Raw genomic sequence first — 26,790 nt, 5'->3', positions numbered from 1 at the left:
TTTGACGTCTGCGGGGGATTAGCGGGCTAAGAATCTGTAGCAATCGGCATCAGTTGCACAATCAAAACAGCTTCGGGAAATGTGTGTGATTCCCAACCTGGCAATTCCGGCTCGCCACAGCGAAGCGCGGACGACATACCAAACTCGCTTATTGTATCACTTTTGTCGGGAATTGTGTGCAAAACATCGGTGACCGATGTCAAAAAAGGGTTTGAGTGTGCCAGCAACTCTCGGAAACCGGTTGCCACGCCAGCGTTTGCACGTACTGCAGATAATCAACGCGAGGAATTTCCACCGCACCGAGGGAAGCGGTATGCGGATTCAGCACCTGACAATCAATCAGCCGGCCCTGATGCGCCAGAAAATGTTGCGCGAACACCCAGAGCGCTGTTTTCGAGGCATTTTCCTGACGGCTGAACATCGATTCACCGCAAAAAATTTGCCCCAGCGCCAGGCCATACATCCCGCCGACCAGTTGCTGCTCGCACCAGACTTCAATCGAATGTGCGTGGCCCAGTTCGTACAACCGCAACCACGCACGTTTCACTTCGAAAGTGATCCATGTCCCTTCCTGACGGCCGCTGGCGCAGCCTTCCAGCACCTGCGGAAACGCATGATTCATGGTGACGCGATACGGTGAGCGCTTATGGAAGCGCGCCATACTGCGGCTGAGATGGAAAGATTCTGGCAGCATTACCGCGCGGGGATCCGGCGACCACCAGAGAATCGGATCGCCAGGAGAAAACCACGGAAAAATGCCTCGCTGATAAGCATTCATCAGGCGGGCAGGGGAGAGATCGCCGCCCATCGCCAATAATCCATTGGGCTCGCGCAGCGCCATTTCCGGTGGTGGGAAATTTAATGAATCTCGTGAAAGCTGTATCAGTCTCATTGCATCAATCACACTCAGGGCTGTTGGCTAAGACTATAGCGTAAAGCGCTGATGGAAACGCCAGTAGCGGCCTGCTTTTGAGATTAATTCGGCGTGCGAACCGGATTCGATAATTTGTCCCTGATCCATAACGCAAATGCGGTCCATGGCGTCTAAACCACTTAAGCGATGCGTCACCATAATCAGCGTCTTGCCGCGGGTGACGTGTTGCAATAACGCCAGAATTTGCTGCTCGGTGTTGGCATCCAAACCTTCGGTGGGTTCATCCAGCAGCCACAAATCGCCATCATGCAGCAGGGCGCGTGCTATCGCCAGACGACGCAGTTCGCCGCCGGACAACGGTCGACCGCCGTCGCCCATCCACGCATTCAATCCTTCGCTGTGTTCGGCGAGATGGGCCAGACCCACCTTGTTCAACGTATCAACCAGTTGCTCATCGCTGGCATCGGGTTTTGCCAGCAGGAGATTGTCGCGCAGCGTTTGGCTGAACAGATGCACGCGCTGTGTTACCACGCTAATTCGGCTACGCAACGAAGCTTCATCCCAGGCGGCGAGATCGCTATCGTTGAGGCTAATTGAACCTTGCTGCGCTTCCCAACCGCGGGTAATCAGCGCCAGCAGACTGGATTTGCCGCAGCCGGTTGGACCGAGCAGCGCCAAATGCTCACCTGCATTTAACGATAGGGAAAAATGCTGCAACACCGGTTCGGGGCGCTGCGGATAGCTGAAGCGGATGTTTTCCATTTTCAGGCTGATACCTGATGGGCTACTGATCTTTGCGCTGGGAAAACGGATCGCGGCGGGCTGTTCAATGATTTCCTGTACCCGCTTAGCGGCGCTGGTCACCTGCGACAGAGGCAGAAACGCTCCGGCAACCGGGGCCAGCGCTTCAAACGCCGCCAGTCCGCAGAACACAAACAGCGCGATCAATGCGCCCGGCGAACTGTTTCCACCCACGCCATTCGCGGAAATCCATAGCAACAGCGTAACCGTCGCGCCGCTGATGACCAGCAACACACTTTGCGCCAGTGCCTGCAGGCAATGTTGTCTGCGTTGCGCCTGTTGCCACTTCTGTTCATCGCTATCAAGTTGGTCGCGCCACTGTTGTGCTGCACCATAAATTTTCAGCTCAGACAGGCCAGTAATCCAGTGCGTCAACTGCATGCGCCAGTTAGCCTGATGCTGGGCGATTTGGTGTCCGGCTGAGGTGCCAAGCCGCCAGAACAGCGGCGGCATGAGCAGCAGCGTCAAAAGCATCATACCGCCGAGCAGCAAAGCTAACGGTACATCCAGCAGCGCCAAACCGCAGGTGACCACCACAATTACCACCGCTGCACCGATCAACGGCGAGATCACACGCAGGTAAAGATGATCGAGTGTATCCACGTCGCTGACAAAACGGTTGAGCAATTCGCCATGACGAAAACGAGCCAGCTGTTCCGGCGATAGGGCGATGACTTTGCTGAAGGTGAATACGCGCAAATGTTGCAGCACGCGGAAGGTGGCATCGTGGCTCACCAGACGCTCAAAATAACGTGCAGCCGTGCGCGTGATCGCCGCGCCGCGCACGCCGGCAGCGGGCAACATGTAATTGAACGTATAAAGTCCCGCTACGCCCGCCAGCGAAGAGGCGGCAAGGAACCAGCCGGATAAAGTCAGCAATCCGATACTGGCAAGCAAAGTGATAATGGCGAGAATAATGCCAAGTCCCAAACGCCATGGATGACGGCTAAACAGACGCAGGAAAGGCGACAAATTATTCATTATGCGATCTCCTTCTGACGATGCTGCGCCATTTCACGCAAAGGTCCATCTTGTTCAATCAGCTGCTGCCAGGGACCTTGTTGCACCAGTTGCCCGGCCTGCATCACCCACACTTCATCCCAGCTAGGGAGCTCGTTGAGTTGATGCGTGATCATCAGCGTGGTCTGCTGGGTGGCCGCCTGCTGCAGTGCGCGGATAACATGTTGCTCACTTTGGCTATCCAGCCCAGAACCGGGCTCATCAAGCAATAGCAGTTGTGCCGGTTTAAGCAGCGCACGCGCCACGGCAATACGCTGCGCCTGACCGACGGAAAGCCCCACGCCGCCATCGCCTAAAAGAGTATCTAATCCGTTTGGCAGACGATCTAAAAACTCGTCAACGCCCGCGCGCTGCAGAACCGACATGAGCGTCGCGTCATCAATGGGGCTATTAAGCAGCAGGTTTTCGCGTAGCGTTTGCGCGGGTAAATGCGGATTTTGGCCAACCCAGGCAATATATTGTTGCCAGCTATCGCGGTTGATATCACGCAGCTCCTGCCCATTAACCTGCAGTGAACCTTGATAAGGCAGGAAACCCAGCAAGACGTTCATCAGCGCGGTTTTGCCTGCACCGCTTTGTCCTACCAGCGCTACACGTTTACCAGTATCGAGAGTGAAATTGAGCGATTGAGAGAGCGCTTCACCGCCAGCAGTCATGACCACCAAATTCAGAGCCTGAATATGCAGCGGTGTAGTGAGAGAAAGCTCGCGAGAAGCATGCTCTTCGTGTGGATCGGGACTTTCGCGTAGAAACTGGTCCAGCGCATCAGCTCCGCCAATCGCTTGCGCTTTGGCGTGATAAAAGGTGCCTAAGTCGCGCAACGGCTGGAAAAATTCAGGCGCCAGAATAAGTGCCAGGAAACCAGCAAACAGCGTTACGCCGGTGCTGTAATGACCAAAATTCAGTTCGCCGAGATAAGAAAAACCGAAATAGACCGCGACGACAGCAATCGCCAGTGAGGCAAAAAATTCCAGCACGGCAGATGAGAGAAACGCCAGGCGCAACACTTCCATAGTGCGTTGCCGAAAATCGGTGGTGCTGGCGGCAATTGCTTCTTGCTCTGCCGCAGCGCGATAGAACAGGCGCAGCGTTTCACGTCCACGCAGACGATCGTAAAAATCACCACTTAGCCGGGCGAGAGCAACAAAGTTGCGGCGATTGGCATCTGCAGCGCCCATGCCAACCATCGCCATAAATAGGGGAATCAGTGGCGCGGTGACCAGCAGAATCAATCCCGCCGCCCAGTTAATTGGAAAAATGGCGATCAATATGGCTAACGGAATAAAGAGTGCCAGCGACATCTGAGGCAGATACCGCGCGTAGTATTCCTGCATCTCTTCGATTTGTTCGAGCAGCAGCGTAGCCCAACTGCCTGCTGGCTTACCTTGAATCCAGGCGGGACCGAGCACATTGAGTCGATCCAGAACCTGCTGACGCAGCGCACGGCGAATGGCAACGCCGGCGCGATGTCCTGCCATTTCGCGGGCGTAATGCAATCCGGCGCGCAAAACAAAGCACAGCAGCAGCAACAGAAAATCGGTGAGCAGTGATGCGCGCGGTTGCTGTGCGACAAGCAGATTTTGCAGCAGCGAAGCCAGTAACCAGGCTTGGGCGATAATGACCAATGCGCCAGCAAAACCCAGCAGCGAAGCCGCACGTAAGTTGCGCGCACCGTGATGACGTTGCTGACGGAGCCAGCGGAGAAGTTCTTGTTGCCGTGATTTGTTCATGCGATGCCGTTTGGTAACTCAAAAGAGATGTAAATCCCGGATGAAAACCCAGCAATATCGGGCGCGTGAACTGTAGCACGCAGGTAACAAAAAAGGCGACCAAAACTGGCCGCCTTTTAGCGATTATGATCAGGTTATTAACAACTTACTTATCGTTTTTAACCAGTCCATCGAGGAAGCGTTCCGCATCCAACGCCGCCATACAGCCGGTACCGGCAGAGGTAATTGCCTGGCGATAAATATGATCCATCACATCGCCGGCAGCGAACACGCCTGGGATGCTGGTTTGCGTGGCGTTGCCGTGCAGACCAGACTGCACTTTGATGTAGCCATTTTCCAAATCCAGCTGACCATCAAAAATTGCGGTATTTGGACTGTGGCCGATGGCGACAAACAAACCAGCGACGTCCAGTGATTCAGCCGCTTCACCTTTGGTAGACAGCAGTTTCAAGCCCGTCACGCCCATTTGATCGCCAACCACTTCATCCAGCGTGCGGTCGGTGTGCAGCACGATGTTGCCATTGCGCACTTTTTCCATCAGACGGTCAATAAGGATTTTCTCAGCGCGGAAACTGTCGCGACGGTGAATCAGATGCACTTCTGCAGCAATATTAGCCAGATAAAGCGCTTCTTCAACGGCAGTGTTACCGCCACCAATGACGGCAACTTTCTGATTGCGGTAGAAGAAGCCGTCGCAGGTCGCACAAGCAGAGACGCCTTTGCCTTTGAACGCTTCTTCTGATGGCAATCCGAGATAACGTGCCGATGCGCCAGTGGCGATGATCAACGCATCAGCAGTGTATTCACCGCTGTCGCCGACCAGACGGAACGGACGGTTCTGCAAATCGACGGTATGAATGTGGTCAAAAATGATCTCGGTGTTGAATTTCTCGGCATGCTCCTGCATGCGCTCCATCAACGCTGGACCGGTCAGATCGTTTGCATCGCCTGGCCAGTTCTCCACTTCGGTGGTGGTGGTGAGCTGACCTCCTTTCTCCAGTCCGGTAATTAACACCGGATTCAGGTTAGCGCGCGCTGCATATACCGCAGCAGTATAACCGGCAGGGCCGGAGCCCAGAATGAGCAGCTTACTGTGTTTGGCCGTACTCATGCGTTCCTCAATTTTTTTCTGACAACATAGTTTTTGATTGTAGGGAAATTAACGCCGCAAAAAAAGGCTCCAGCAATTTTGTTAACAATCACTGCGAGCGGCGTAGACGATGAGTGCAAGTTTTGCACGCGCGTTGCGCCAAAAGGGGGCAATGCTCGGCAATTAGTGGTGCAGCAGCATAAAAATTCTCATTTAAAAACAGCAACCCAGAACTCTATCTGGCATCTTGTACTGAATTTGGATGTTTTACTTTGACAATCGCCTGCGCTTTTGCGAAAACATTGGGAGAAGCAGAGAATATTTAGCGATTCAAAACAGAATTTCATTTCTGTTTTGGGCTTTTTAGCCGAATAAACTCAGCCTGACATTGGTAGTGACGCATGATGTGGACAGACAACATGCGTCATACGGATGGACGCGTTACTGCACAGGCTTATGGTCTTCACTTCAGTAAGGCCCTGAACAATGAGCGTTTTCAGGGTGTGGCAGGTAAAGGGAAGGAATTAAGAGAGACAATAATAATGGTAGACAATAAGAAACGCCCCGGAAAAGATTTAGATCGTATCGACAGAAATATTCTGAATGAACTGCAGAAAGACGGTCGAATTTCTAATGTCGAGCTTTCCAAACGTGTTGGATTATCGCCAACTCCATGTCTTGAGCGCGTGCGCCGCCTCGAGCGTCAAGGCTTCATTCTGGGCTACACCGCGCAGCTCAACCCGCATTATCTGGATGCTTCACTGCTGGTTTTCGTTGAGATTACTCTGAATCGTGGTGCGCCAGATGTGTTTGAACAATTTAACGCCGCCGTGCAAAAACTTGAGGAAACTCAAGAATGTCACCTCGTTTCCGGTGATTTTGACTACCTGCTGAAAACCCGCGTACCGGATATGTCCGCTTATCGTAAATTGCTGGGTGAGACCTTGCTGCGTCTGCCGGGCGTAAACGACACCCGAACTTACGTGGTGATGGAAGAGGTCAAACAGAGCAATCGTCTGGTGATCAAAACCCGGTAGTGCAGGGCAGGTGCAAAGCTTGCAGGATTTCGGTACACTCCTGTGAATTCATACAGGACCAACGTCGGGCATGCCCGACGTTGTTGCCTTCTTAATTTACAGGCACCTGGAGAGTTCTCTTGAGCCAGGAATATACAGAAGATAAAGATGTTTCGTTACAACCGCTGAGCAGTGGACGTCGTCTGCTGGAAGCGTTGCTCATTCTTGTGGCCTTGTTCGCCATCTATTTGATGGTGTCGCTGGTTAGTTTTAACCCGTCAGATCCAAGCTGGTCACAAACCGCATGGCACGAACCTATCCATAATCTGGGTGGTAGCGTCGGCGCATGGCTGGCCGATACGCTATTGTTCATCTTTGGCGTGATGGCCTACGCCATTCCTCCCGTCATTATTGGTCTGTGTTGGATCACCTTCCGCCAACGCGATCGTCAGGATTACATCGACTATTTTGCCGTTGGTTTACGCCTGATTGGCGTGCTGGCCTTGGTGGTAACGACCTGTGGTCTGGCGGCGCTCAACGTAGATGACATCTGGTATTTTGCTTCCGGCGGCGTAATCGGCAGCCTGGTCAGCAATGCGATGGCGCCGTGGTTCAGTTCGGCTGGCGGCACCTTGACGCTGCTGTGCGTCTGGGCTGCCGGCATCACGCTTTACACCGGATGGTCATGGCTGACGATTGCCGAGAAGATCGGCGGCGTGGTGATGGGTGTTCTGACCTTTGCCAGCAATCGTTCACGACATGACGAACCCTGGCAGGAAGAAGAATACGACGACGAAGAGCTTGCTGATGAGGTGTCGCCTCCGATGCATGCTGCACACTCCGTTAATGACGACGATGATGTCTTGTTAGCTCAACCGCGCAAGGTGAGCGAACCGGTTGCTGCGGAGTTGAGCGACGATCCGCTGCTGGCGAAGGCGAGTGCGGCAACTGCCGCTGCAATTGCGGTTACTACGCAAGCCGCACAGCAAACTCCAGCTGCTATGCAGCCTGCTCCAGCCGCATCTGCCGAACCCGACGCAATGCCACGCGTTGCCGAAGCCACGGCTCAGTCGACTCCGGCTCCTCAGCCTGTTGCTGCAGCGCAACAACCAATCGCGCAGCCTTCTGCTCCGCTCTATCGTTTCGAGATGCCAGGTGAAGCAGCACCTTCACCGTTTTCGCCGGCTGATGATGATGAGGGCCCGAGCATGGGCAACTGGCAGGATGCCGCTTCATCTTCTGCACCTTTAAACAGTCTCGCCGCCGCTTCACTTGCCGCTGGAGCAGTCAAAGCAGCGACATCACCTGCTGCTTATTCACCTGCCTTCGATATCGTACCCGAGCGTGATTATAACCCGCAGGTGAAGCAGGGCATTGGTCCAGAGTTGCCGCGTCCAAACAAAGTTAAGTTGCCAACACGACGTGAGTTAGCTTCGTACGGCATTAAGTTGCCTTCGCAGCGTATGGCGGAAGAGCAGGCTAAAGATGCTGAGCAGCAACAGCCAGAAGTCACTGCGTCTTACAGCGTTCCTCCACAGGAACAGGATGTTGAGCTGCAAGAGGCGCAGTTGCGTGAAGCCTTCGCGTCGCAGCAGCAGAATCGTTACGGTGAAAGCTGGCAGGAAGCGTCTGAGCCTGATGATGAGGATGCATTGCAGCAGGCTCAACTTGCACGCCAGTTCGCCGATCAGCAGCAGCAACGCTATACCGAACCTGAAGTGAAGGAAGCACCGGTATTTAATCTGGATACGTCGTCTGCTTTTGATTTTTCACCAATGAAAGATTTGGTCGACGATAGCCCGAGCGAGCCACTGTTCACTATTTCTGCATCGCCAGAGCCGGAAGAGCCCGCGCCGTGGCAACAACCTGCTGCGCCGGAGCCAGCGGCAATGCCGTCGTTGAGTGCTGAATCCAGCCCATGGTCGTCGCCGGAACAGGAAGCTTATTCTGCGCCGCCTGCACCAGTGAAACCTGCTGCGCCGGTGCAGGACAGCTTGTTCCATCCGTTCCTGGTTCGCCATGAACAGCCGCTGGAAAAACCTTCTACGCCGCTGCCCACGCTGGATCTGCTCACGTCACCACCGGCAGAAGAAGAGCCGGTGGATATGTTTGCGCTGGAGCAAACCGCGCGGCTGGTTGAAGCACGCCTGGCTGATTATCGAGTGAAGGCGGAGGTTGTAGGTATTTCACCTGGTCCGGTCATTACCCGCTTCGAGCTCGATTTAGCGCCAGGCGTTAAAGCTTCCCGTATTTCTAACTTGTCGCGTGACCTGGCGCGTTCTCTGTCTGCGGTTGCCGTGCGCGTGGTGGAAGTGATTCCAGGCAAGCCTTACGTCGGGCTTGAACTGCCAAATAAACATCGTCAAACCGTTTATCTGCGCGAAGTACTGGATTGCCCTAAATTTCGTGAAAACCCGTCACCGCTTGCAGTGGTGTTGGGTAAAGACATTGCTGGCCAGCCGGTGGTGGCTGATTTGGCGAAAATGCCGCACTTGCTGGTTGCCGGTACCACCGGTTCCGGTAAATCAGTGGGCGTTAACACCATGATCATTAGCATGCTGTATAAAGCCACGCCGGAAGAAGTGCGCTTTATCATGATCGATCCGAAAATGCTCGAGCTGTCAGTCTACGAAGGCATCCCTCACTTGCTGACCGAAGTGGTTACAGACATGAAAGATGCGGCCAATGCGCTGCGCTGGAGTGTTGGTGAAATGGAGCGTCGCTATAAACTGATGTCTGCGCTGGGCGTGCGTAATCTGGCCGGCTATAACGAGAAGATTGAGCAGGCTGCCGCGATGGGTCGACCGATTCCGGATCCGTTCTGGAAACCGGGCGATAGCATGGACACCACACCTCCGGTGCTGGAAAAACTGCCTTATATCGTGGTGCTGGTCGACGAATTTGCCGATCTGATGATGGCGGTCGGTAAGAAAGTCGAAGAGTTGATTGCTCGTCTGGCTCAGAAAGCGCGAGCGGCGGGTATTCACCTGGTGCTGGCGACACAGCGTCCGTCGGTTGATGTGATTACCGGTCTGATCAAAGCCAACATACCGACGCGTATCGCCTTCACCGTTTCCAGCAAGATCGACTCACGTACCATCCTCGATCAGGGCGGTGCAGAATCGCTGCTGGGGATGGGTGACATGCTGTACATGCCGCCAAACTCCTCAATGCCTGTACGTGTGCATGGTGCATTCGTGCGCGATCAGGAAGTGCATGCGGTGGTTCAGGACTGGAAAGCACGCGGTCGCCCGCAATACATCGAAAGCATTACTGCTGGTGAAGAGAGCGAGAGTGCAGCTGGCGGAATGATGGGCGATGAAGAGCTGGATCCGCTGTTTGACCAGGCGGTCTCTTTCGTGGTGGAAAAACGTCGTGCCTCCATTTCTGGGGTTCAGCGCCAGTTCCGTATCGGTTATAACCGTGCCGCACGTATCATCGAGCAGATGGAAGCGCAGGGCATCGTTTCTGAACCGGGACATAACGGCAACCGCGAAGTGCTTTCGCCGCCGCCACACGAGATGTAATTTATCGCGTGCAGTTGTCTGCTTATGGGCCAGTTAACACTGGCCCATTGTTTATCTGTTGGTCGATCCCCATATCTTCGGGAGCTTTCGGCTTTTTCTCCTGTCGAAGAGACAGGACGGCAACTACCTTTAATGCCGTAAGTGTCGGGAAACAATGAATAAGGAATCGAATCAGATGAAATTACGCGTTATTGCCTGTGGCCTGTTGGCCAGTTTTGTTTCCGCATCAGTATTGGCGGATGCGTCCAGCGATCTGCAACAGCGTCTTAATAAAGTGAACAGCTTCCATGCCAGCTTCAGTCAGAAAGTGACCGATGGCAGCGGCGCCAACGTGCAGGATGGTGAAGGCGAGCTGTGGGTGAAGCGCCCAAGCTTGTTTAACTGGCACATGACCGCGCCGGATGAAAGCGTAATTATTTCTGATGGCAAAAATCTGTGGTTCTACAATCCCTTCGTTGAACAAGCCAGCGTTAGCCTGTTGCAAAATGCAGCCAGTAATACGCCGTTTATGCTGATTGCGCGTAACCAGCCAAGCGACTGGAAACAGTACAACATCAAGCAGCAGGGCGATAATTTTGAGCTAACGCCGAAGAGCAGTGATGGCAACCTCAAGCAGTTCACCATCAATGTGACATCGTCTGGCACCATCAATAAGTTCAGCGCGATTGAGCAAGATGGTCAGCACAGCGATTATCAGCTGAAGAGCCAAAACAACGGCGCTATTAGCCCAGACAAATTCACCTTTACGCCGCCAAAAGGGGTAACGGTGGACGATCAACGTCAGTGAGGTCACGGTGAGTAACCTGTCTCTGGATTTCGCTCCATCGAATGAGTTTCAGCCGCTGGCCGCGCGTATGCGGCCGGCGACGCTGCAACACTACATTGGGCAACAGCATTTGCTGGCGCCCGGTAAACCGCTGCCGCGCGCCATTGAGGCTGGGCATCTGCATTCGATGATTTTGTGGGGACCGCCTGGGACAGGGAAAACGACATTAGCCGAGATTATCGCCCATTACGGTAAAGCTGATGTTGAGCGCATTTCTGCTGTCACTTCTGGCGTGAAAGAGATTCGTGAAGCGATCGAGCGTGCCCGACAAAATCGTCAGGTGGGTCGACGTACCATCCTATTTGTCGACGAAGTCCATCGCTTTAATAAAAGTCAGCAGGATGCTTTCCTGCCACATATTGAAGATGGCACCATTACGTTTATTGGTGCCACCACTGAAAATCCCTCGTTTGAACTCAATTCCGCGCTGCTATCCCGTGCCCGCGTATATTTACTCAAGTCTCTTACCACTGCAGATATTGAACAGGTTCTGCTGCAGGCGATGCAGGATGACCAACGCGGTTATGGCAAAAGCGATATTGTGCTGCCAGATAATACGCGCCGTATGATAGCGGAACTGGTGAACGGTGATGCGCGTCGGGCATTGAATACGCTGGAAATGATGGCGGATATGGCTGAAAGCAATGCCGAAGGCCAGCGTGAATTAACGCCACAATTACTCAACGAAGTTTCCGGTGAAAGAGCGGCGCGTTTTGATAACAAAGGCGATCGTTTCTACGATCTGATCTCCGCTCTGCACAAGTCTGTTCGCGGTTCAGCACCTGATGCGGCACTTTACTGGTATGCAAGAATCATCACCGCCGGCGGCGATCCGCTGTATGTCGCACGCCGTTTGCTGGCTATCGCCTCGGAAGATGTGGGTAACGCCGATCCGCGCGGCATGCAGGTTGCGCTAGCGGCCTGGGATTGCTTTACGCGCGTCGGTCCAGCCGAAGGCGAAAGGGCGATTGCCCAGGCGATTGTCTACCTTGCAAGCGCACCCAAAAGTAATGCCGTTTACACCGCTTTCAAAGCCGCGATGCGCGATGCGCGCGAATTTCCTGACTACGATGTGCCGGAACATTTACGCAACGCCCCTACCAAATTGATGAAAGAGATGGGGCTGGGCAAAGAGTATCGTTATGCGCACGACGAGACTAACGCCTATGCCGCTGGCGAAGTCTATTTCCCGCCTGAAATGGCGCAGACGCGCTACTATCAACCGACTAATCGCGGGCTCGAAGGGAAAATTGGCGAAAAACTCGCCTGGCTGGCTGAGCAGGATCAAAATAGCCCGATAAAACGCTACCGCTGATAAACACCTTACGGTAAGGTGAGCAAGGATTTCATTGCATTCCATAGGGATGCAAGTCCCGCCATTCGTTCAATCAACCTTTTATTACACAGGATTAGCATGCTCGATCCCAACCTGCTGCGTAACGAGCCAGACGCAGTCGCAGAAAAACTGGCACGCCGAGGATTTAAACTGGATGTGGAAACCTTACGTTCGCTTGAAGAGCGTCGTAAAGTCTTGCAGGTAGAAACTGAAAATCTGCAGGCTGAGCGTAATTCCCGATCCAAATCCATCGGTCAGGCCAAAGCACGTGGGGAAGACATCGAGCCGCTGCGTCAGGAAGTGAACGCGCTGGGCGAACGCCTGGATGCGGCTAAAGCAGAACTGGATGCCCTGCAGAACGAAATTCGTGACTTTGCCCTCGCATTGCCAAACCTCCCGGTTGACGAAGTCCCGTTGGGTAAAGATGACAGCGAGAACCAGGAAGTCAGCCGCTGGGGCCAGCCGCGCCAGTTCGATTTCCCGGTGAAAGATCATGTTGAGCTGGGTGAAGCCGCCAAAGGTCTGGACTTTGCCGCCGCGGTGAAATTGACGGGTTCACGTTTCATTGTGATGCAGGGCCAGATTGCGCGTCTGCACCGTGCGCTTAGCCAGTTTATGCTTGATCTGCATACGCAGCAGCACGGTTATCTTGAAACCTATGTTCCGTATCTGGTGAATCAGGAAACGTTGTATGGCACCGGACAGCTGCCGAAGTTTGGTGAAGATTTGTTCCATACCAAGCCGCTGGGCGAAGAAGCGGGTAGCAGCAACTATGCGCTGATCCCTACCGCTGAAGTGCCGCTGACCAATCTGGTGCGTGATGAGATCGTTGAAGAAGAATCTTTGCCGCTCAAACTTGCTGCGCACACGCCATGCTTCCGTTCTGAAGCCGGTTCGTACGGGCGCGATACGCGTGGTTTAATCCGTATGCACCAGTTCGATAAAGTGGAAATGGTGCAGATTGTGGCGCCTGAAACCTCCATGGATGCACTGGAAGAGTTGGTGGGCCATGCAGAGAAAGTGCTTCAGTTGCTCAATCTGCCATACCGTAAAGTGCTGCTTTGCACCGGCGATATGGGCTTTGGCTCTTCCAAGACCTACGACCTGGAAGTTTGGCTGCCAGCACAGGACACCTATCGTGAAATCTCCTCTTGCTCCAACATGGGTGATTTCCAGGCTCGTCGTATGCAGGCGCGCTGCCGTAGCAAAACCGACAAGAAACCGCGTTTGGTGCACACGCTGAACGGTTCTGGTCTGGCGGTGGGTCGTACTCTGGTGGCTGTGCTTGAAAACTATCAGCAAGCAGATGGCCGCATTGAAGTGCCAGAAGTACTGCGTCCTTATATGGGCGGACTGGAATTCGTTGGCTAATCAACGCGCAATTATATAAACCCGGCAATGCCGGGTTTTTTGTTTCTTAAGCGGCAAAATAATTATTTTTTAGTCGGAATTAATAAGAAATAAACGTTATCGACAAGAAATGGCTATTAACCATTAAAAATCGTAAATTCAAATAGATAGATGCCGCACTTGTATCCCTCATCATGCTTCTAACCCTCTGAAGATAAAAAAAATAAATTGTTCCGCAGCAAATCGTGCGGCGACGAATTTTTGCACATTGACTTTAAGATAGCCGATGGCAAACTGCGCGCAATTATCGTCATTTCTTTTGGTTTTATTCCCTATGTCAACCTGGTCGCGCCCCGTCGTTTTGCTGCTTTGCGGCTTAATGCTTATGACGGTGTCTATCGCTGTGCTTAATACGCTGGTACCGCTCTGGCTTACCCATGATCAATTGCCAACCTGGCAAGTGGGAATGGCTAGCTCATCGTATTACACCGGTAACTTGCTGGGCACCTTGCTCGCGGGCTGGTTGATTACTCGTTATGGTTTTAATCGCTGTTTTTACCTCGCCAGCGTGCTTTTTGCCGTAGCGACCATGGGCATGGTGATACTGGATGGTTTCTATAGCTGGACATTACTGCGCTTTACCGCAGGTGTCGGTTGTGCACTGATTTGGGTGGTGGTTGAGAGTGCCTTGTTATGCAGCGGTACCGTGCGTAATCGCGGTCAGTTGCTGGCGGCTTATATGATCATCTATTACCTCGGCACTGTTGCAGGCCAGTTGCTGGTGAGCCGCGTGTCAACCGAACTGCTCCACGTGATTCCATGGGTGACTGCACTGATTATCTGTGCGGTATTGCCGGTAGTATTTGTGCATGTCAATACCAGCGCTGCGACAGAAGAAGCTTCAACGGGGCGCCTTTGGGTTATGTTGCGTCGTCGTAGTTCTCGTCTCGGCATCAATGGCTGCATTATTTCCGGTATCGTTCTCGGCTCACTTTATGGCTTGATGCCGTTGTATCTGTCACATCAGGGCATGAGTGATGCAAACGTCGGTTACTGGATGGCGTTACTGGTCAGCTCCGGCATTGTCGGTCAGTGGCCGGTAGGACGTTTAGCCGATCGCTTTGGTCGCCTGATGGTGCTGCGTGTGCAAGTGTTTGTGGTTATCCTGGGTGCGATTGCTATGTTAGGTGATACTGCGATGGCGCCAGCGCTGTTTGTGCTTGGTCTTGCGGGTTTTACACTTTATCCGGTGGCGATGTCCTGGGCGTGCGAAACCGTCGCGCATCATGAGTTAGTGGCAATGAATCAGGCGTTACTGTTTAGCTATACCGTGGGCAGTTTGGTGGGGCCGGGAATGACGTCAATGCTGATGCAAAATTACTCTGACCGCCTGCTGTTTGTGATGATTGCTGCAGTTGCACTGGTTTATCTGGTGATGTTACTGCGCAAAGCCGATCATCAGGCTACTCCGGTCGCACATGCTTAACGCATTCCCATGAAATAGTAAAAAGGGGAGCCGGTGGTTCCCCTTTTGTTTGCGGTTAATACATCACTTCATGGCCGTAGCTGGCGAGGATATTCTTCACTCGCTCCATGGTTTCCTTGCTCGGCGGCTTAACACCATCCAGCTTGTACTCTTCGCCCATGGCGATCCATTTGTGTTTGCCTAACTCGTGGTAAGGCAGCAATTCGATCTTCTCTATGTTATCCATATCTTTGGTAAACTCACCCAAGCGATGAACGGAGTCATCATCATCGGAGTAGCCAGGCACCACTACAAAGCGGATCCAGGTGCGTTTGCCTCTCTTCTGCAGATAGCGCGCAAAGTCCAGCGTACGATGATTGGAAACGCCCACCAGAATCTGATGCACATCATCGTTAATCTGTTTTAAATCGAGCATTACCAAATCAGTGGCATCAAGCAATTCATCGATCACCGGATCGTAGCGACGAACAAAGCCGTTAGTGTCGAGACAGGTATGAATGCCTTCTGCCTGGCAAGCGCGGAACCAGTCACGCACGAACTCCGCTTGTAAGATCGCTTCGCCACCCGACGCCGTCACGCCACCGCCAGATGCATTCATGAAGTGACGATATGAGAGCGCATCCTTCATCAACTCTTCAACGGTAACTTCTTTACCGCCATGCGTGTCCCATGTATCGCGGTTATGGCAATACAAGCAGCGCATGAGGCAGCCCTGAAAAAAGGTAATGAAGCGGATGCCTGGGCCGTCAACGGTGCCGCAGGATTCAAAGGAGTGGATACGACCGATGGTTGACATTGCGATGAGTTCTCCAGGTGGGCCTGAATATCAGGCAGCACAATCTATGTTGTGCTCTAAAAGTGAAAGTCGATTTTGCCAGGTCGCCAGCACCAGCAAACTGGCAAAACGGACTTGTGGAGAAAAGGCTCCCGCAGGAGCCTTTCAATCTCAGTGAACTACGATTACAGCGACTGAGTGAACGTACGGGTAATTACATCCTTCTGCTGCTCTTTGGTGAGCGAATTGAAGCGCACAGCATAACCGGATACGCGAATGGTCAGCTGCGGATACTTCTCAGGATGTTCCATCGCATCCAGCAACATCTCACGGTTCATCACGTTAACGTTCAGATGCTGACCGCCCTCAATATTGGCTTCATGGTGGAAATATCCATCCATCAGGCCAGCAAGATTGGTTTTACGCACGTTATCATCTTTACCCAGCGCATTTGGCACGATGGAGAAAGTATAAGAGATGCCGTCTTTCGCGTAAGCAAAGGGCAGTTTCGCGACGGAGGTCAGTGAAGCCACCGCACCTTTCTGATCACGGCCGTGCATTGGGTTAGCACCCGGACCGAATGGCGCACCCGCACGACGTCCGTCTGGCGTATTACCGGTTTTCTTACCGTAAACCACGTTAGAAGTGATGGTCAGCACTGACTGAGTTGGCACCGCGTTACGGTAGGTTTGCAGTTTCTGAATTTTCTTCATGAAACGTTCAACCAAATCGCACGCCATGTCATCAACGCGAGAGTCGTTATTACCAAATTGCGGATATTCGCCTTCAATTTCAAAGTCTACCGCTAGACCATCTTCATCACGGATGGTTTTCACTTTGGCGTATTTGATGGCAGAAAGTGAGTCAGCCGCAACAGACAGACCCGCGATACCACAGGCCATGGTGCGATAAACGTCACGATCGTGCAGCGCCATCAGTGAAGCTTCGTAGCTGTACTTATCGTGCATGTAGTGAATGATATTCAGGGAGGTGACGTACTGCTTAGCCAGCCAATCCATGAAGTGATCCAGGCGCTCCATCACGATGTCGTAATCAAGAATCTCGTCAGTGATTGGTGCTTCTTTCGGACCCACCTGCATTTTCAGTTTTTCATCAACGCCACCGTTGATTGCGTAAAGCAGGGTTTTTGCCAGGTTGGCACGCGCACCGAAGAACTGCATCTGCTTACCGACAATCATTGGGCTAACGCAGCAGGCGATAGCATAGTCATCGTTGTCGAAGTCAGGACGCATCAGGTCATCATTCTCATACTGCAATGAGGATGTATCGATAGACACTTTTGCGGCGTATTTCTTAAAGTTAACCGGCAGTTTTTCTGACCACAGGATGGTCATATTTGGCTCCGGAGATGGCCCCATGGTGTAAAGCGTATTCAGGAAACGGAAGGTGCTTTTAGTCACCAGAGTACGACCATCGACGCCCATACCCGCCAGTGATTCTGTTGCCCAGATTGGGTCACCGGAGAACAGCTCATCGTATTCAGGCGTACGCAGGAAGCGCACCATACGCAGTTTCATCACCAGATGGTCAATCAGTTCCTGTGCTTCTTCTTCAGTCAGTTTTCCGGCCTGAATATCGCGCTCGATATACACATCAAGGAAGGTGGATACGCGACCAAAGGACATTGCCGCACCGTTCTGAGATTTCACCGCCGCGAGATAGCCATAGTAAGTCCACTGAACGGCTTCTTGAGCATTGGTAGCGGGCAGCGAGATATCTGAACCATACTTCGCAGCCATCTCTTTGATCTGACCCAGTGCGCGGTGCTGTTCAGAGATCTCTTCACGCAGGCGAATGGTGGCTTCGAGGTCAACGCCATTCTCCATATCGCTCTGCAGAGAATTGAACTGCGCAACTTTGTCTTTCATCAGAAAATCTATGCCGTACAGCGCAACGCGGCGATAGTCACCGATGATACGACCGCGGCCATAGGCATCCGGTAAACCCGTCAACACGCCTGATTTACGGCAGCGCATGATGTCAGGGGTGTAAACATCGAACACGCCCTGGTTATGGGTTTTGCGGTAATCAGTGAAGACTTTTTTCAGCGCGGGATCAAGTTCGCGGCCATAAACCTTGCAAGAACCCTCAACCATTTTGATGCCGCCAAACGGGATGATGGCACGTTTCAAAGGTGCTTCAGTTTGCAGGCCAACGATTTTTTCCAGCGATTTGCTGATGTAGCCGGCATCATGAGAGGTGATGGTTGAAGCCAGATCGGTGTCAAAATCTACCGGCGTGTGGGTGCGGTTCTCGATTTTGATGCCTTCAAGTACACTGTCCCACAGCTTAGTTGTGGCCGGCGTCGCGCCAGCGAGGAAGGATTCGTCGCCTTCATACGGTGTGTAGTTTTTCTGGATAAAGTCACGGACGTTGACGCTGTTCTGCCATTCGCCGGCGCTAAATCCTTCCCAGGCTGACGCCATTTTTTCATTCAGTTCGGACATGATATACCTGCCTTATTTAGGGAGACTTTGACGTATGGCGCGCTGACTCAGCACGCCCGTACCAATTCATTAATGCACCGGCTCATCGCCACGCAGATAGATTACCCAGTAGGTCAAACCGACTAATAATCCGCCGCCAATAATGTTGCCGATGGTCACGGGAATCAGGTTGTTAACAATAAAGTCACTAACGCTTAGTGATGGGAACTGTGCTGCGCTTGCACCAGCCATTTGCCAGAATTCCGGGCTGGAAAAATCACGGATAACGATGGCCATCGGGATAAGGAACATGTTGGCAATGCTATGTTCAAAACCGCAGGCAACAAACATCGCCACCGGTAGGATCATCGCAAACATTTTGTCCATCAGACTGCGGCCGGAATAACTCATCCACACCGCCAGGCAAACCATCAGGTTGGCGAGCGTGCCGAGACTCACTGCTTCAATAAAGGTGTGATGCATTTTATGGTCAGCGGTTTGCAGGACATTCAAACCCCAGGCACCATTCGCCACCATGTGTTCACCGGCTAACCAGATCAGCGCGACAAAGAACAGCGCACCAAACAGGTTACCGATATAGACCGTCAACCAGTGTCGACCGAGTTGCAGCCAGGTGATACGGCCGCTGGCTTTTGCCACCACGATCAAAACAGTTGAGGTGAACAGGTCAGCACCGCACACCACGACTAACATTAAACCGAGCGAGAAACAGATACCGCCGATCAGTTTTGCTATGCCGTAGGGCATTGCTCCACTTCCGGTGGTCGCAGTGATATAGAAGACAAATGCGATTGAGATAAATACGCCAGCAGTGATGGCAAGGAAGAAGGTGGTTAAAGGACGTTTAGTAGCTTTATATATGCCGGCTTCTTCTGCAACTTTCGCCATTGCCGCCGGTAATAATGAATTAAAAGGGTTGTCAGCTTTCACACTAACGCTCTCCAAAAATTGCCTGTAAAGATATTAACAAAGGAGTATAGGTCAGAAATTGATGTGGATCATATTTGACCGGAAGGTAGCTGATAAGCGAAGCGTAAATGCGTCTGAGTGCTGCTTAAATTATTGAATTTATTGTAATAAATAATTTTTAATTTATGCAAAATAAGTTGAAGGTGGCTGCGGGCAAAACTAGATTTTGTTAAATATCATTAACGATTAAAGCTGAATTGTTATTTAATAATGCACTTAAATCTCTTTGTATGATCAATATAAAAAAATGGCACTGATTTTTTCAGTGCCATTGACCAATACCCTAATTTCTATAAATGGAAATTTAAGCGTTAAGGCTATTTTTGTGACCAATAACGACGTTTAGCTGTCTGCAGCTTTTCATAGGCAGCGAGTAATGATTGATGCGCAGGGAAAGCTTTCAGATCCAGATCGACCGCTTGCAATCCATAGAAGGGCGCTTCGCCACTGATTGCCGCTGAAGCAGCCTCAACAGCAGCCTGGCCGTACATACGAATAAAGGCGCGATGATATTGTAGCGGATCGCGTTCCTCTTCCATTGCCAGCAGCAGCAAGGTTTGCAGACAGCGGTAGTAGTTTGCGCGCTCTTCACTAAAGATGGACTGATTAAACTCCATCGTCCATTCAGTCCAGATCAGAGCCTGATCCAGGTCGCCGCCGGCCAGCGCCAGCATAGCTTTCAGCTCGCCAATACGTAGCGTGTACCAGCCATTATCTTTGCCTGATGCCAGACCCAGCAGCTCGCGCACGCGAGTAAAGTCATCATGACCTTCCTCATCCAGTTGCACAATCAGCTCGAGATAGGCTTCGGGTTCCCATTGGCTGTCTGGCAGCGCCAGCAGGGTTTTGCGCAGTGGTGCGCCCATGCTGTTATTTGCCAGCAGCAGATCTTCTGCTGGATAAATATCAGACATGCCCGGCACGATAATGCGGCAAGCGTAAACACTCAGATGTTCATAGTCAGCGATATAGACTTCTTTATCTTCCGCACGGAAGATCGCCATTAGCGTATCAAACTCTTCGTGAGTGGTACCCGCAAAGCTCCAGTCGACGAAAGGATAATCGGCATCGTCTTTAAACATATCCCATGAAATCAGACCGCTTGAATCGATGAAATGCGTTTCCAGGTTAGCGTGTTCCGCTACCTCTTCATCATCGAACGTCGGCGGTGTGAACACGTCGAGATCTTTCAGACCACGGCCCTGCAGCAGTTCAGTAACGGTTCGCTCAAGTGCGACGCCAAAGTCCGGATGTGCGCCAAACGAAGCGAAGCAGGTACCATTTGCTAAATTGAACAGCACAACGCAGATAACCGGGTATTTGCCGCCGAGTGACGCATCGTATGAGAAGATTGGGAAACCTTCTGCTTCCAGACGTTCAATTGCTTCAATTACGCCAGGATAACGCTGCATCACCTCTGCTGGTATTTCTGGCAGGCTGATGGATTCGGCGATGATGCGATTCTTAATATGACGCTCAAACACTTCAGAAAGACCCTGTACACGCGCTTCGTTCGCGGTGTTACCGGCAGACATACCATTCGAAACGTACAGATTACCGATGATGTTCATCGGGATATACACTGTTTGCTGGTCAGATTGACGGGTAAATGGCAGGCCACAAATTCCACGCTCGTCATTGCCGGATTGCAGATCAATCAGCTCAGAAGCACCCAGGCTCTCATCAGGATCATAGAACTTGCGCAGGCGCGCATCCAAAATGCCTTCTGGCAGGCTGTCGTCCTCAGTGAGCGGGAACCATTTTTCATTCGGATAGTGAACAAAATCACCATTAGCGATGGATTCACCCAACCAGAAATCGGCGAAGAAATAGTTAGTAGAGAGGCGCTCAAAATATTCGCCCAGCGCTGAAGCCAGAGCGGCTTTTTTGCTAGCACCTTTGCCATTTGTAAAGCACAGCGGGCAGTCGCGATCGCGAATGTGTACTGACCAGACGTGTGGCACCGGATTCAGCCAGGAAGCTTCTTCAATGTTGAAACCAAGGTCTTGCAGTTTCTGCTGAAAGCGAGCAATGGAATCTTCCAGTGCGGCGTCTTTTCCGGGGATAAACGTTTGCGTCATGGTGGCGCTCTCTTAAGTCAATGGGGTGGGCGTAAAGCGCGCAATAATACGGGTTTTATGCGTGCTTCGCTATTCAGTCAGCCAAATTTATCTCAGACTGGTTAAGGTTGTTACGCCATTCCGCTTGCCGATTTTTCTTTCTGGAACAACCTCACAAAATTCCATGGCTTAATGCATTTATGACATAAGCTGCGGTGAAGCTGGCTCTGGAAATGTGATCGCTGCCGGATTAATGATTGCAGCCATCTGGAGGCAATGATAAAACCGGTTGGGTATTCATAACCGTTCGATATGACAGTGGTGAGGGGAAATGACTCAGGTTTATAATTTTAGCTCTGGCCCGGCTATGCTGCCGGTAGAAGTGCTCCGTCGCGCAGAACAAGAACTGACAAACTGGCACGGATTAGGCACCTCGGTGATGGAGATCAGTCACCGCAGTAAAGAGTTTATTGCTGTTGCAGAAGCGGCAGAACAAGATTTTCGCGATCTGCTGAAGATCCCAGCCAACTACAAAGTTTTATTCTGCCATGGCGGTGCGCGTGCGCAGTTCGCGGCCATTCCCGGCAACTTGCTGGGTGATGCAAAAACCGCGGATTATATTGACGGCGGTTACTGGGCTCACAGCGCAATTAAAGAAGCTGAGAAATTCTGCTCGCCAAATACCATTGATATCAAAACTACGCGTGATGGTAAGCGTGCTTTATTACCAATGCGTGAATGGCAGTTAAATGATGATGCGGCTTATGTCCATTTCTGCCCGAACGAAACGATTGATGGCATTGCTATCGATGAAGAGCCGGATTTTGGCGATAAAGTCGTAGTTGCCGATCTCTCTTCTACTATTCTGTCTCGTCCAATCGATGTAAGTCGCTATGGCGTGATCTACGCTGGCGCGCAAAAAAATATCGGCCCGGCGGGCTTAACCTTAGTGGTTGTGCGCGAAGATCTGCTAGGCAAAGCACAACGTTATGTGCCTTCTATCCTTGATTACAAGGTGTTGGCCGAAAATGAATCGATGTTTAACACTCCGCCGACTTTCGCATGGTATCTCTCTGGCCTGGTATTCAAATGGCTGAAAGAGAAGGGCGGCGTGGCTGAGATGGACAAGCTGAATCAGGCAAAAGCCGACTTATTGTATGGCGTGATTGATAACAGTGCGTTTTATCGCAACGATGTCGCAAGCGAAAACCGTTCACGTATGAACGTGCCATTCCAGTTAGCCGATTCTTCATTGGACAAAGTGTTCCTGGAAGAGTCTCTCAAGGCTGGGCTGCACGCGTTGAAAGGCCATCGCGTAGTTGGCGGTATGCGTGCATCGATCTACAATGCGATGCCGCTGGAAGGGGTTAAAACGCTCACTGAGTTCATGGTCGACTTCGAACGTCGCCACGGCTAATTGCTTTTTCATGCCAGCTTGTCTGGTATCAGACCCCGTCACATGATGGGGTCTCGTATTTTCTGGAGATTTGGTTTCACATGCAGGACTCCCTGACTCTACAACCGATTGCTCGCGTTGACGGCACGGTAAACTTACCGGGTTCAAAAAGCGTCTCGAACCGCGCACTCTTGCTGGCCGCGCTGGCAAAGGGCACCACCCGCCTGACTAACTTGCTTGATAGCGATGACGTTAAGCACATGCTGAATGCCCTCAAAGCGCTGGGTGTCAGCTATACGCTCTCAGACGATCGCACCGTATGCGAAGTAGTAGGTAACGCGGGCCCTTTACATGCTGAAAAACCGCTTGAGCTGTTTCTCGGTAACGCAGGTACAGCGATGCGACCTTTGGCTGCCGCGCTCTGTTTGGGCGAGCAGTCAATCGTTCTGACTGGCGAGCCACGCATGAAAGAGCGTCCGATTGGTCATCTGGTTGATGCACTGCGTCAGGGCGGAGCAAAGATTGACTATCTCGAACAGACCGATTACCCGCCAGTGCGTCTTAATGGTGGTTTTGTTGGTGGGGAAGTCAGCGTCGATGGCAGTGTATCCAGCCAGTTCCTCACGGCATTGCTAATGACCGCGCCACTGGCGCAGCAAGACACCATCATCACCATAAAAGGCGATCTGGTTTCTAAGCCTTACATTGATATCACCTTGTACCTGATGCGTTGCTTTGGTGTGGATGTTGATAATCAGGACTATCAGCGTTTTGTGGTTAAAGGGCAGCAACAGTACCAGTCTCCGGGCGATTATCTGGTGGAAGGTGATGCGTCTTCTGCATCATATTTCCTCGCTGCCGCTGCCATTAAAGGGGGTACCGTACGTGTAACCGGTATTGGCCGCAACAGCGTGCAGGGCGATATCCGTTTTGCTGATGTGCTGGAAAAGATGGGCGCAGTGATTGAGTGGGGAGATGACTATATCTCTTGCACACGCGGATCGCTGACGGCAATCGATATGGATATGAACCATATTCCCGATGCGGCAATGACAATTGCAACTACTGCACTCTTCGCTCAAGGCACCACGTTGATGCGCAACATCTATAACTGGCGCGTAAAAGAGACCGACCGCCTTGCTGCGATGGCGACTGAGTTACGCAAAGTGGGGGCGGAAGTAGAAGAAGGGCAAGACTTTATTCGTGTCACACCGCCGGCTCAGTTGCAACATGCGGACATCGGTACTTACAACGATCACCGTATGGCAATGTGCTTCGCACTGGTGGCTCTGTCCGATACGCCGGTAACCATCCTTGATCCAGGCTGCACTGCGAAAACCTTCCCGAGCTATTTCCAGCAGTTGGCGAAAATCAGTCATACTTCCTGATCGTCTAACCCGGTGCACAGCGCCGGGTTTCTTTGCTCTCTTCTGGCCTTATCAGGCGGAAATTCTTCTGAATCTGTCTATATTTCTAGCGCTGTCTACGCTAAAGGGTACTAACCCGACGCAGGCAGCGTATAATGCCGCGCAATCCAGGCGGCCTGGAAGGGCTGACAATAAGCACGCAGCAACAGGAGAGAACAATGACGGCAATCGCCCCGGTTATTACCATCGATGGGCCAAGTGGCGCGGGTAAAGGGACTTTATGTAAAGCGATGGCGGAGTCGTTGCAGTGGCACTTACTGGATTCTGGCGCTATTTATCGCGTTTTAGCATTGGCCGCACTTCACCATCAGGTGGATATTGAGTCCGAGGAAGCATTAGTACCGATGGCTGCGCATCTTGATGTGCGTTTTCTATCGGTTGACGGTGAAATGCAGGTGGTTCTTGAAGGTGAAGATGTCACCGGTGAAATCCGCACGCAAGAAGTCAGCAACACCGCATCGCGCGTTGCCGCTTTTCCGCGGGTGCGTGAGGCATTGCTTCGACGCCAACGCGCATTCCGCGAAGAGCCCGGTTTAATCGCCGATGGACGCGATATGGGAACCGTGGTTTTCCCTGATGCGCCAGTGAAAATATTCCTCGACGCTAGCTCGGAAGAGCGTGCGCATCGCCGTATGCTACAGTTGCAGGAGAAAGGCTTTAATGTTAACTTTGATCGCCTTTTATCCGAGATAAAGGAACGCGACGACCGCGATCGTAATCGTGCCATCGCCCCTTTAGTGCCTGCCACAGATGCTCTGGTACTGGATTCAACCAGTATGTCGATTGAGCAAGTGATTGAAAAGGCGCTTGATTATGCTAAGCGTAAGTTGGGCATTTAATCTTTCGGCAACCGAATTGCTGTAACCCTGTACCAAGGACCCGGTGCAGGGCATGTGAAACAACCCCATCCGACAATGAAGTCAGGTGGACGTTAAATTGAAGAATCCTAAGATTATCAATATGACTGAATCTTTTGCTCAACTCTTTGAAGAGTCCCTGAAAGAAATCGAAACCCGTCCGGGTTCCATCGTTCGTGGCGTTGTTGTCTCTATCGACAAAGACGTAGTTCTGGTTGATGCGGGTCTGAAATCTGAATCTGCAATTCCTGCAGAGCAGTTCAAGAACGCAGCCGGCGAACTGGAAATCCAGGTAGGCGACGAAGTTGACGTTGCGCTGGACGCAGTAGAAGACGGCTTCGGTGAAACCCTGCTGTCCCGTGAGAAAGCTAAACGTCACGAAGCTTGGATCACGCTGGAAAAAGCTTACGAAGACGCTGAAACTGTTACCGGTGTTATCAACGGCAAAGTTAAAGGTGGCTTCACAGTTGAGCTGAACGGTATTCGTGCGTTCCTGCCAGGTTCACTGGTAGACGTTCGTCCGGTTCGCGATACTCTGCACCTGGAAGGCAAAGAGCTTGAATTCAAAGTAATCAAGCTTGATCAGAAACGTAACAACGTCGTGGTTTCACGCCGTGCAGTTATCGAATCTGAGAACAGCGCTGAGCGCGATCAGCTGCTGGAAAACCTGCAGGAAGGCATGGAAGTTAAAGGTATCGTTAAGAACCTCACTGACTACGGTGCATTCGTGGATCTGGGCGGCGTTGATGGCCTGCTGCACATTACCGATATGGCTTGGAAACGCGTTAAGCATCCGAGCGAAATCGTCAACGTGGGCGACGAAATCACTGTTAAAGTGCTGAAGTTCGACCGCGAGCGTACCCGTGTATCTCTGGGCCTGAAACAGCTGGGCGAAGATCCTTGGGTTGCTATCGCTAAGCGCTATCCAGAAGGCACTCGCCTGACTGGTCGTGTAACCAACCTGACTGATTACGGCTGCTTCGTAGAAATCGAAGAAGGCGTTGAAGGTCTGGTACACGTTTCAGAAATGGACTGGACCAACAAAAACATCCATCCGTCTAAAGTTGTAAACGTAGGCGATGTGGTTGAAGTAATGGTTCTGGACATCGATGAAGAGCGTCGTCGTATCTCCCTGGGTCTGAAGCAGTGCAAATCTAACCCATGGCAGCTGTTCGCTGAGACCCACAACAAAGGCGATCGCGTTGAAGGTAAAATCAAGTCAATCACTGACTTTGGTATCTTCATCGGCTTGGACGGTGGCATCGACGGTCTGGTTCACCTGTCTGACATCTCCTGGAACGCGACTGGCGAAGAAGCCGTTCGCGAGTACAAAAAAGGCGACGAAATCGCTGCCGTTGTACTGCAGGTTGATGCAGAGCGCGAGCGCATCTCTCTGGGCGTGAAGCAGTTGGCTGAAGATCCATTCAACAACTACATCACCCTGAACAAGAAAGGCGCTATCGTGACTGGTAAAGTCACTGCAGTTGACGCGAAAGGTGCTACAGTAGAACTAGCTGATGGCGTAGAGGGTTACCTGCGCGCTTCTGAAGCTTCTCTGGACCGCATCGAAGACGCAACACTGGTTCTGAGTGTTGGCGACGACGTTGAAGCTAAATTCACCGGCGTTGACCGTAAGAACCGCGTTGTGAGCCTGTCTGTTCGTGCTAAAGACCAGGCTGATGAGAAAGAAGCTATCAACACTGTTAACACCAAACAGGATGAAGGCAGCAACTTCTCTAGCGCGATGGCTGAAGCGTTCAAAGCGGCTAAAGGCGAGTAATC

The 26,790-nt window shown here is 52.0% G+C and carries 18 protein-coding genes; 10 read left to right on the top strand and 8 right to left on the bottom strand.

Features of this window, described 5'->3' with window-relative positions:
* Positions 1-199: 199 nt before the first annotated feature.
* The 4 genes from aat to trxB all read right to left on the bottom strand — a co-directional run bounded on the left by aat (position 200) and on the right by trxB (position 5,536).
* Entirely contained in the window at positions 200-892 is a 693-nt protein-coding gene (aat, locus tag KVT28_RS05315; RefSeq protein ID WP_101760971.1) for a leucyl/phenylalanyl-tRNA--protein transferase, read from the bottom strand.
* Positions 893-925: 33 nt separating this feature from the next.
* Entirely contained in the window at positions 926-2,656 is a 1,731-nt protein-coding gene (gene cydC / locus KVT28_RS05310; RefSeq protein WP_217547092.1) for a cysteine/glutathione ABC transporter ATP-binding protein/permease CydC, read from the bottom strand.
* On the bottom strand, positions 2,656-4,425 hold the full coding sequence (gene cydD, locus KVT28_RS05305) for a cysteine/glutathione ABC transporter permease/ATP-binding protein CydD (protein ID WP_217547090.1): 1,770 nt from the start codon (positions 4,423-4,425) through the stop codon (positions 2,656-2,658). The genes cydC and cydD overlap by 1 nt, the downstream gene beginning before the upstream one ends.
* Positions 4,426-4,570: 145 nt before the next feature.
* A complete protein-coding gene (gene trxB, locus KVT28_RS05300; protein ID WP_061717155.1) occupies positions 4,571-5,536 on the bottom strand; it encodes a thioredoxin-disulfide reductase in 966 nt (321 codons plus the stop codon).
* A 521-nt stretch (positions 5,537-6,057) separates the two neighbouring features.
* Here trxB and lrp point away from each other — a divergent pair.
* From lrp to KVT28_RS05270, 6 genes are all read left to right on the top strand, one after another.
* Positions 6,058-6,552 carry a leucine-responsive transcriptional regulator Lrp gene (gene lrp, locus KVT28_RS05295; protein ID WP_006118610.1) on the top strand — a complete coding sequence of 165 codons (495 nt, stop codon included), beginning with the start codon at positions 6,058-6,060 and terminating at the stop codon, positions 6,550-6,552.
* A 119-nt stretch (positions 6,553-6,671) separates the two neighbouring features.
* Positions 6,672-10,058, top strand: coding sequence for a DNA translocase FtsK 4TM domain-containing protein (locus KVT28_RS05290; protein WP_217547087.1), 3,387 nt, complete (start codon positions 6,672-6,674; stop codon positions 10,056-10,058).
* A 175-nt stretch (positions 10,059-10,233) separates the two neighbouring features.
* Positions 10,234-10,845, top strand: a complete 612-nt coding sequence (gene lolA / locus KVT28_RS05285; protein WP_008102417.1) for an outer membrane lipoprotein chaperone LolA — start codon at positions 10,234-10,236, stop codon at positions 10,843-10,845.
* A gap of 7 nt (positions 10,846-10,852) precedes the next feature.
* Complete coding sequence (locus tag KVT28_RS05280) at positions 10,853-12,199, top strand: replication-associated recombination protein A (protein WP_101760966.1); 1,347 nt, start codon at positions 10,853-10,855, stop codon at positions 12,197-12,199.
* Between the two features lie 99 nt (positions 12,200-12,298).
* On the top strand, positions 12,299-13,591 hold the full coding sequence (gene serS, locus KVT28_RS05275) for a serine--tRNA ligase (protein WP_101760965.1): 1,293 nt from the start codon (positions 12,299-12,301) through the stop codon (positions 13,589-13,591).
* 313 nt (positions 13,592-13,904) lie between these two features.
* Positions 13,905-15,056: an MFS transporter gene (locus KVT28_RS05270; protein WP_101760964.1), complete on the top strand. Its 1,152-nt coding sequence runs from the start codon at positions 13,905-13,907 to the stop codon at positions 15,054-15,056.
* A 55-nt stretch (positions 15,057-15,111) separates the two neighbouring features.
* On the opposite strand, the gene pflA is transcribed toward KVT28_RS05270, so the two are convergent.
* The 4 genes from pflA to ycaO form a co-directional block, all read right to left on the bottom strand.
* Complete coding sequence (gene pflA / locus KVT28_RS05265) at positions 15,112-15,852, bottom strand: pyruvate formate lyase 1-activating protein (RefSeq protein ID WP_101760963.1); 741 nt, start codon at positions 15,850-15,852, stop codon at positions 15,112-15,114.
* A 164-nt stretch (positions 15,853-16,016) separates the two neighbouring features.
* The gene (gene pflB, locus KVT28_RS05260; protein WP_217547085.1) at positions 16,017-18,299 is read right to left on the bottom strand and encodes a formate C-acetyltransferase; all 2,283 of its coding nucleotides are present in this window, start codon (positions 18,297-18,299) and stop codon (positions 16,017-16,019) included.
* Between the two features lie 69 nt (positions 18,300-18,368).
* On the bottom strand, positions 18,369-19,229 hold the full coding sequence (gene focA / locus KVT28_RS05255; protein WP_101760961.1) for a formate transporter FocA: 861 nt from the start codon (positions 19,227-19,229) through the stop codon (positions 18,369-18,371).
* A 356-nt stretch (positions 19,230-19,585) separates the two neighbouring features.
* Positions 19,586-21,349 (bottom strand): 30S ribosomal protein S12 methylthiotransferase accessory factor YcaO, encoded by a 1,764-nt coding sequence (ycaO, locus tag KVT28_RS05250; RefSeq protein WP_217547082.1) that lies wholly within the window; start codon positions 21,347-21,349, stop codon positions 19,586-19,588.
* Between the two features lie 310 nt (positions 21,350-21,659).
* Between ycaO and serC the strand changes: the two genes are divergently transcribed.
* From serC to rpsA, 4 genes are all read left to right on the top strand, one after another.
* The gene (serC, locus tag KVT28_RS05245; protein WP_101760959.1) at positions 21,660-22,745 is read left to right on the top strand and encodes a 3-phosphoserine/phosphohydroxythreonine transaminase; all 1,086 of its coding nucleotides are present in this window, start codon (positions 21,660-21,662) and stop codon (positions 22,743-22,745) included.
* 80 nt (positions 22,746-22,825) lie between these two features.
* Positions 22,826-24,112, top strand: coding sequence for a 3-phosphoshikimate 1-carboxyvinyltransferase (aroA, locus tag KVT28_RS05240; RefSeq protein WP_217547080.1), 1,287 nt, complete (start codon positions 22,826-22,828; stop codon positions 24,110-24,112).
* A gap of 197 nt (positions 24,113-24,309) precedes the next feature.
* Complete coding sequence (gene cmk, locus KVT28_RS05235) at positions 24,310-24,990, top strand: (d)CMP kinase (protein WP_101760957.1); 681 nt, start codon at positions 24,310-24,312, stop codon at positions 24,988-24,990.
* Positions 24,991-25,111: 121 nt separating this feature from the next.
* Positions 25,112-26,788, top strand: a complete 1,677-nt coding sequence (gene rpsA / locus KVT28_RS05230; protein ID WP_052025984.1) for a 30S ribosomal protein S1 — start codon at positions 25,112-25,114, stop codon at positions 26,786-26,788.
* Positions 26,789-26,790 lie beyond the last annotated feature (2 nt).

Source organism: Pantoea sp. GbtcB22, from assembly GCF_019091025.1.
GTDB classification, from domain to species: domain Bacteria; phylum Pseudomonadota; class Gammaproteobacteria; order Enterobacterales; family Enterobacteriaceae; genus Pantoea; species Pantoea leporis.
The sequence above is the reverse complement of the archived record's forward strand: the minus strand, read 5'-3'. Positions and strand labels throughout refer to the sequence as shown.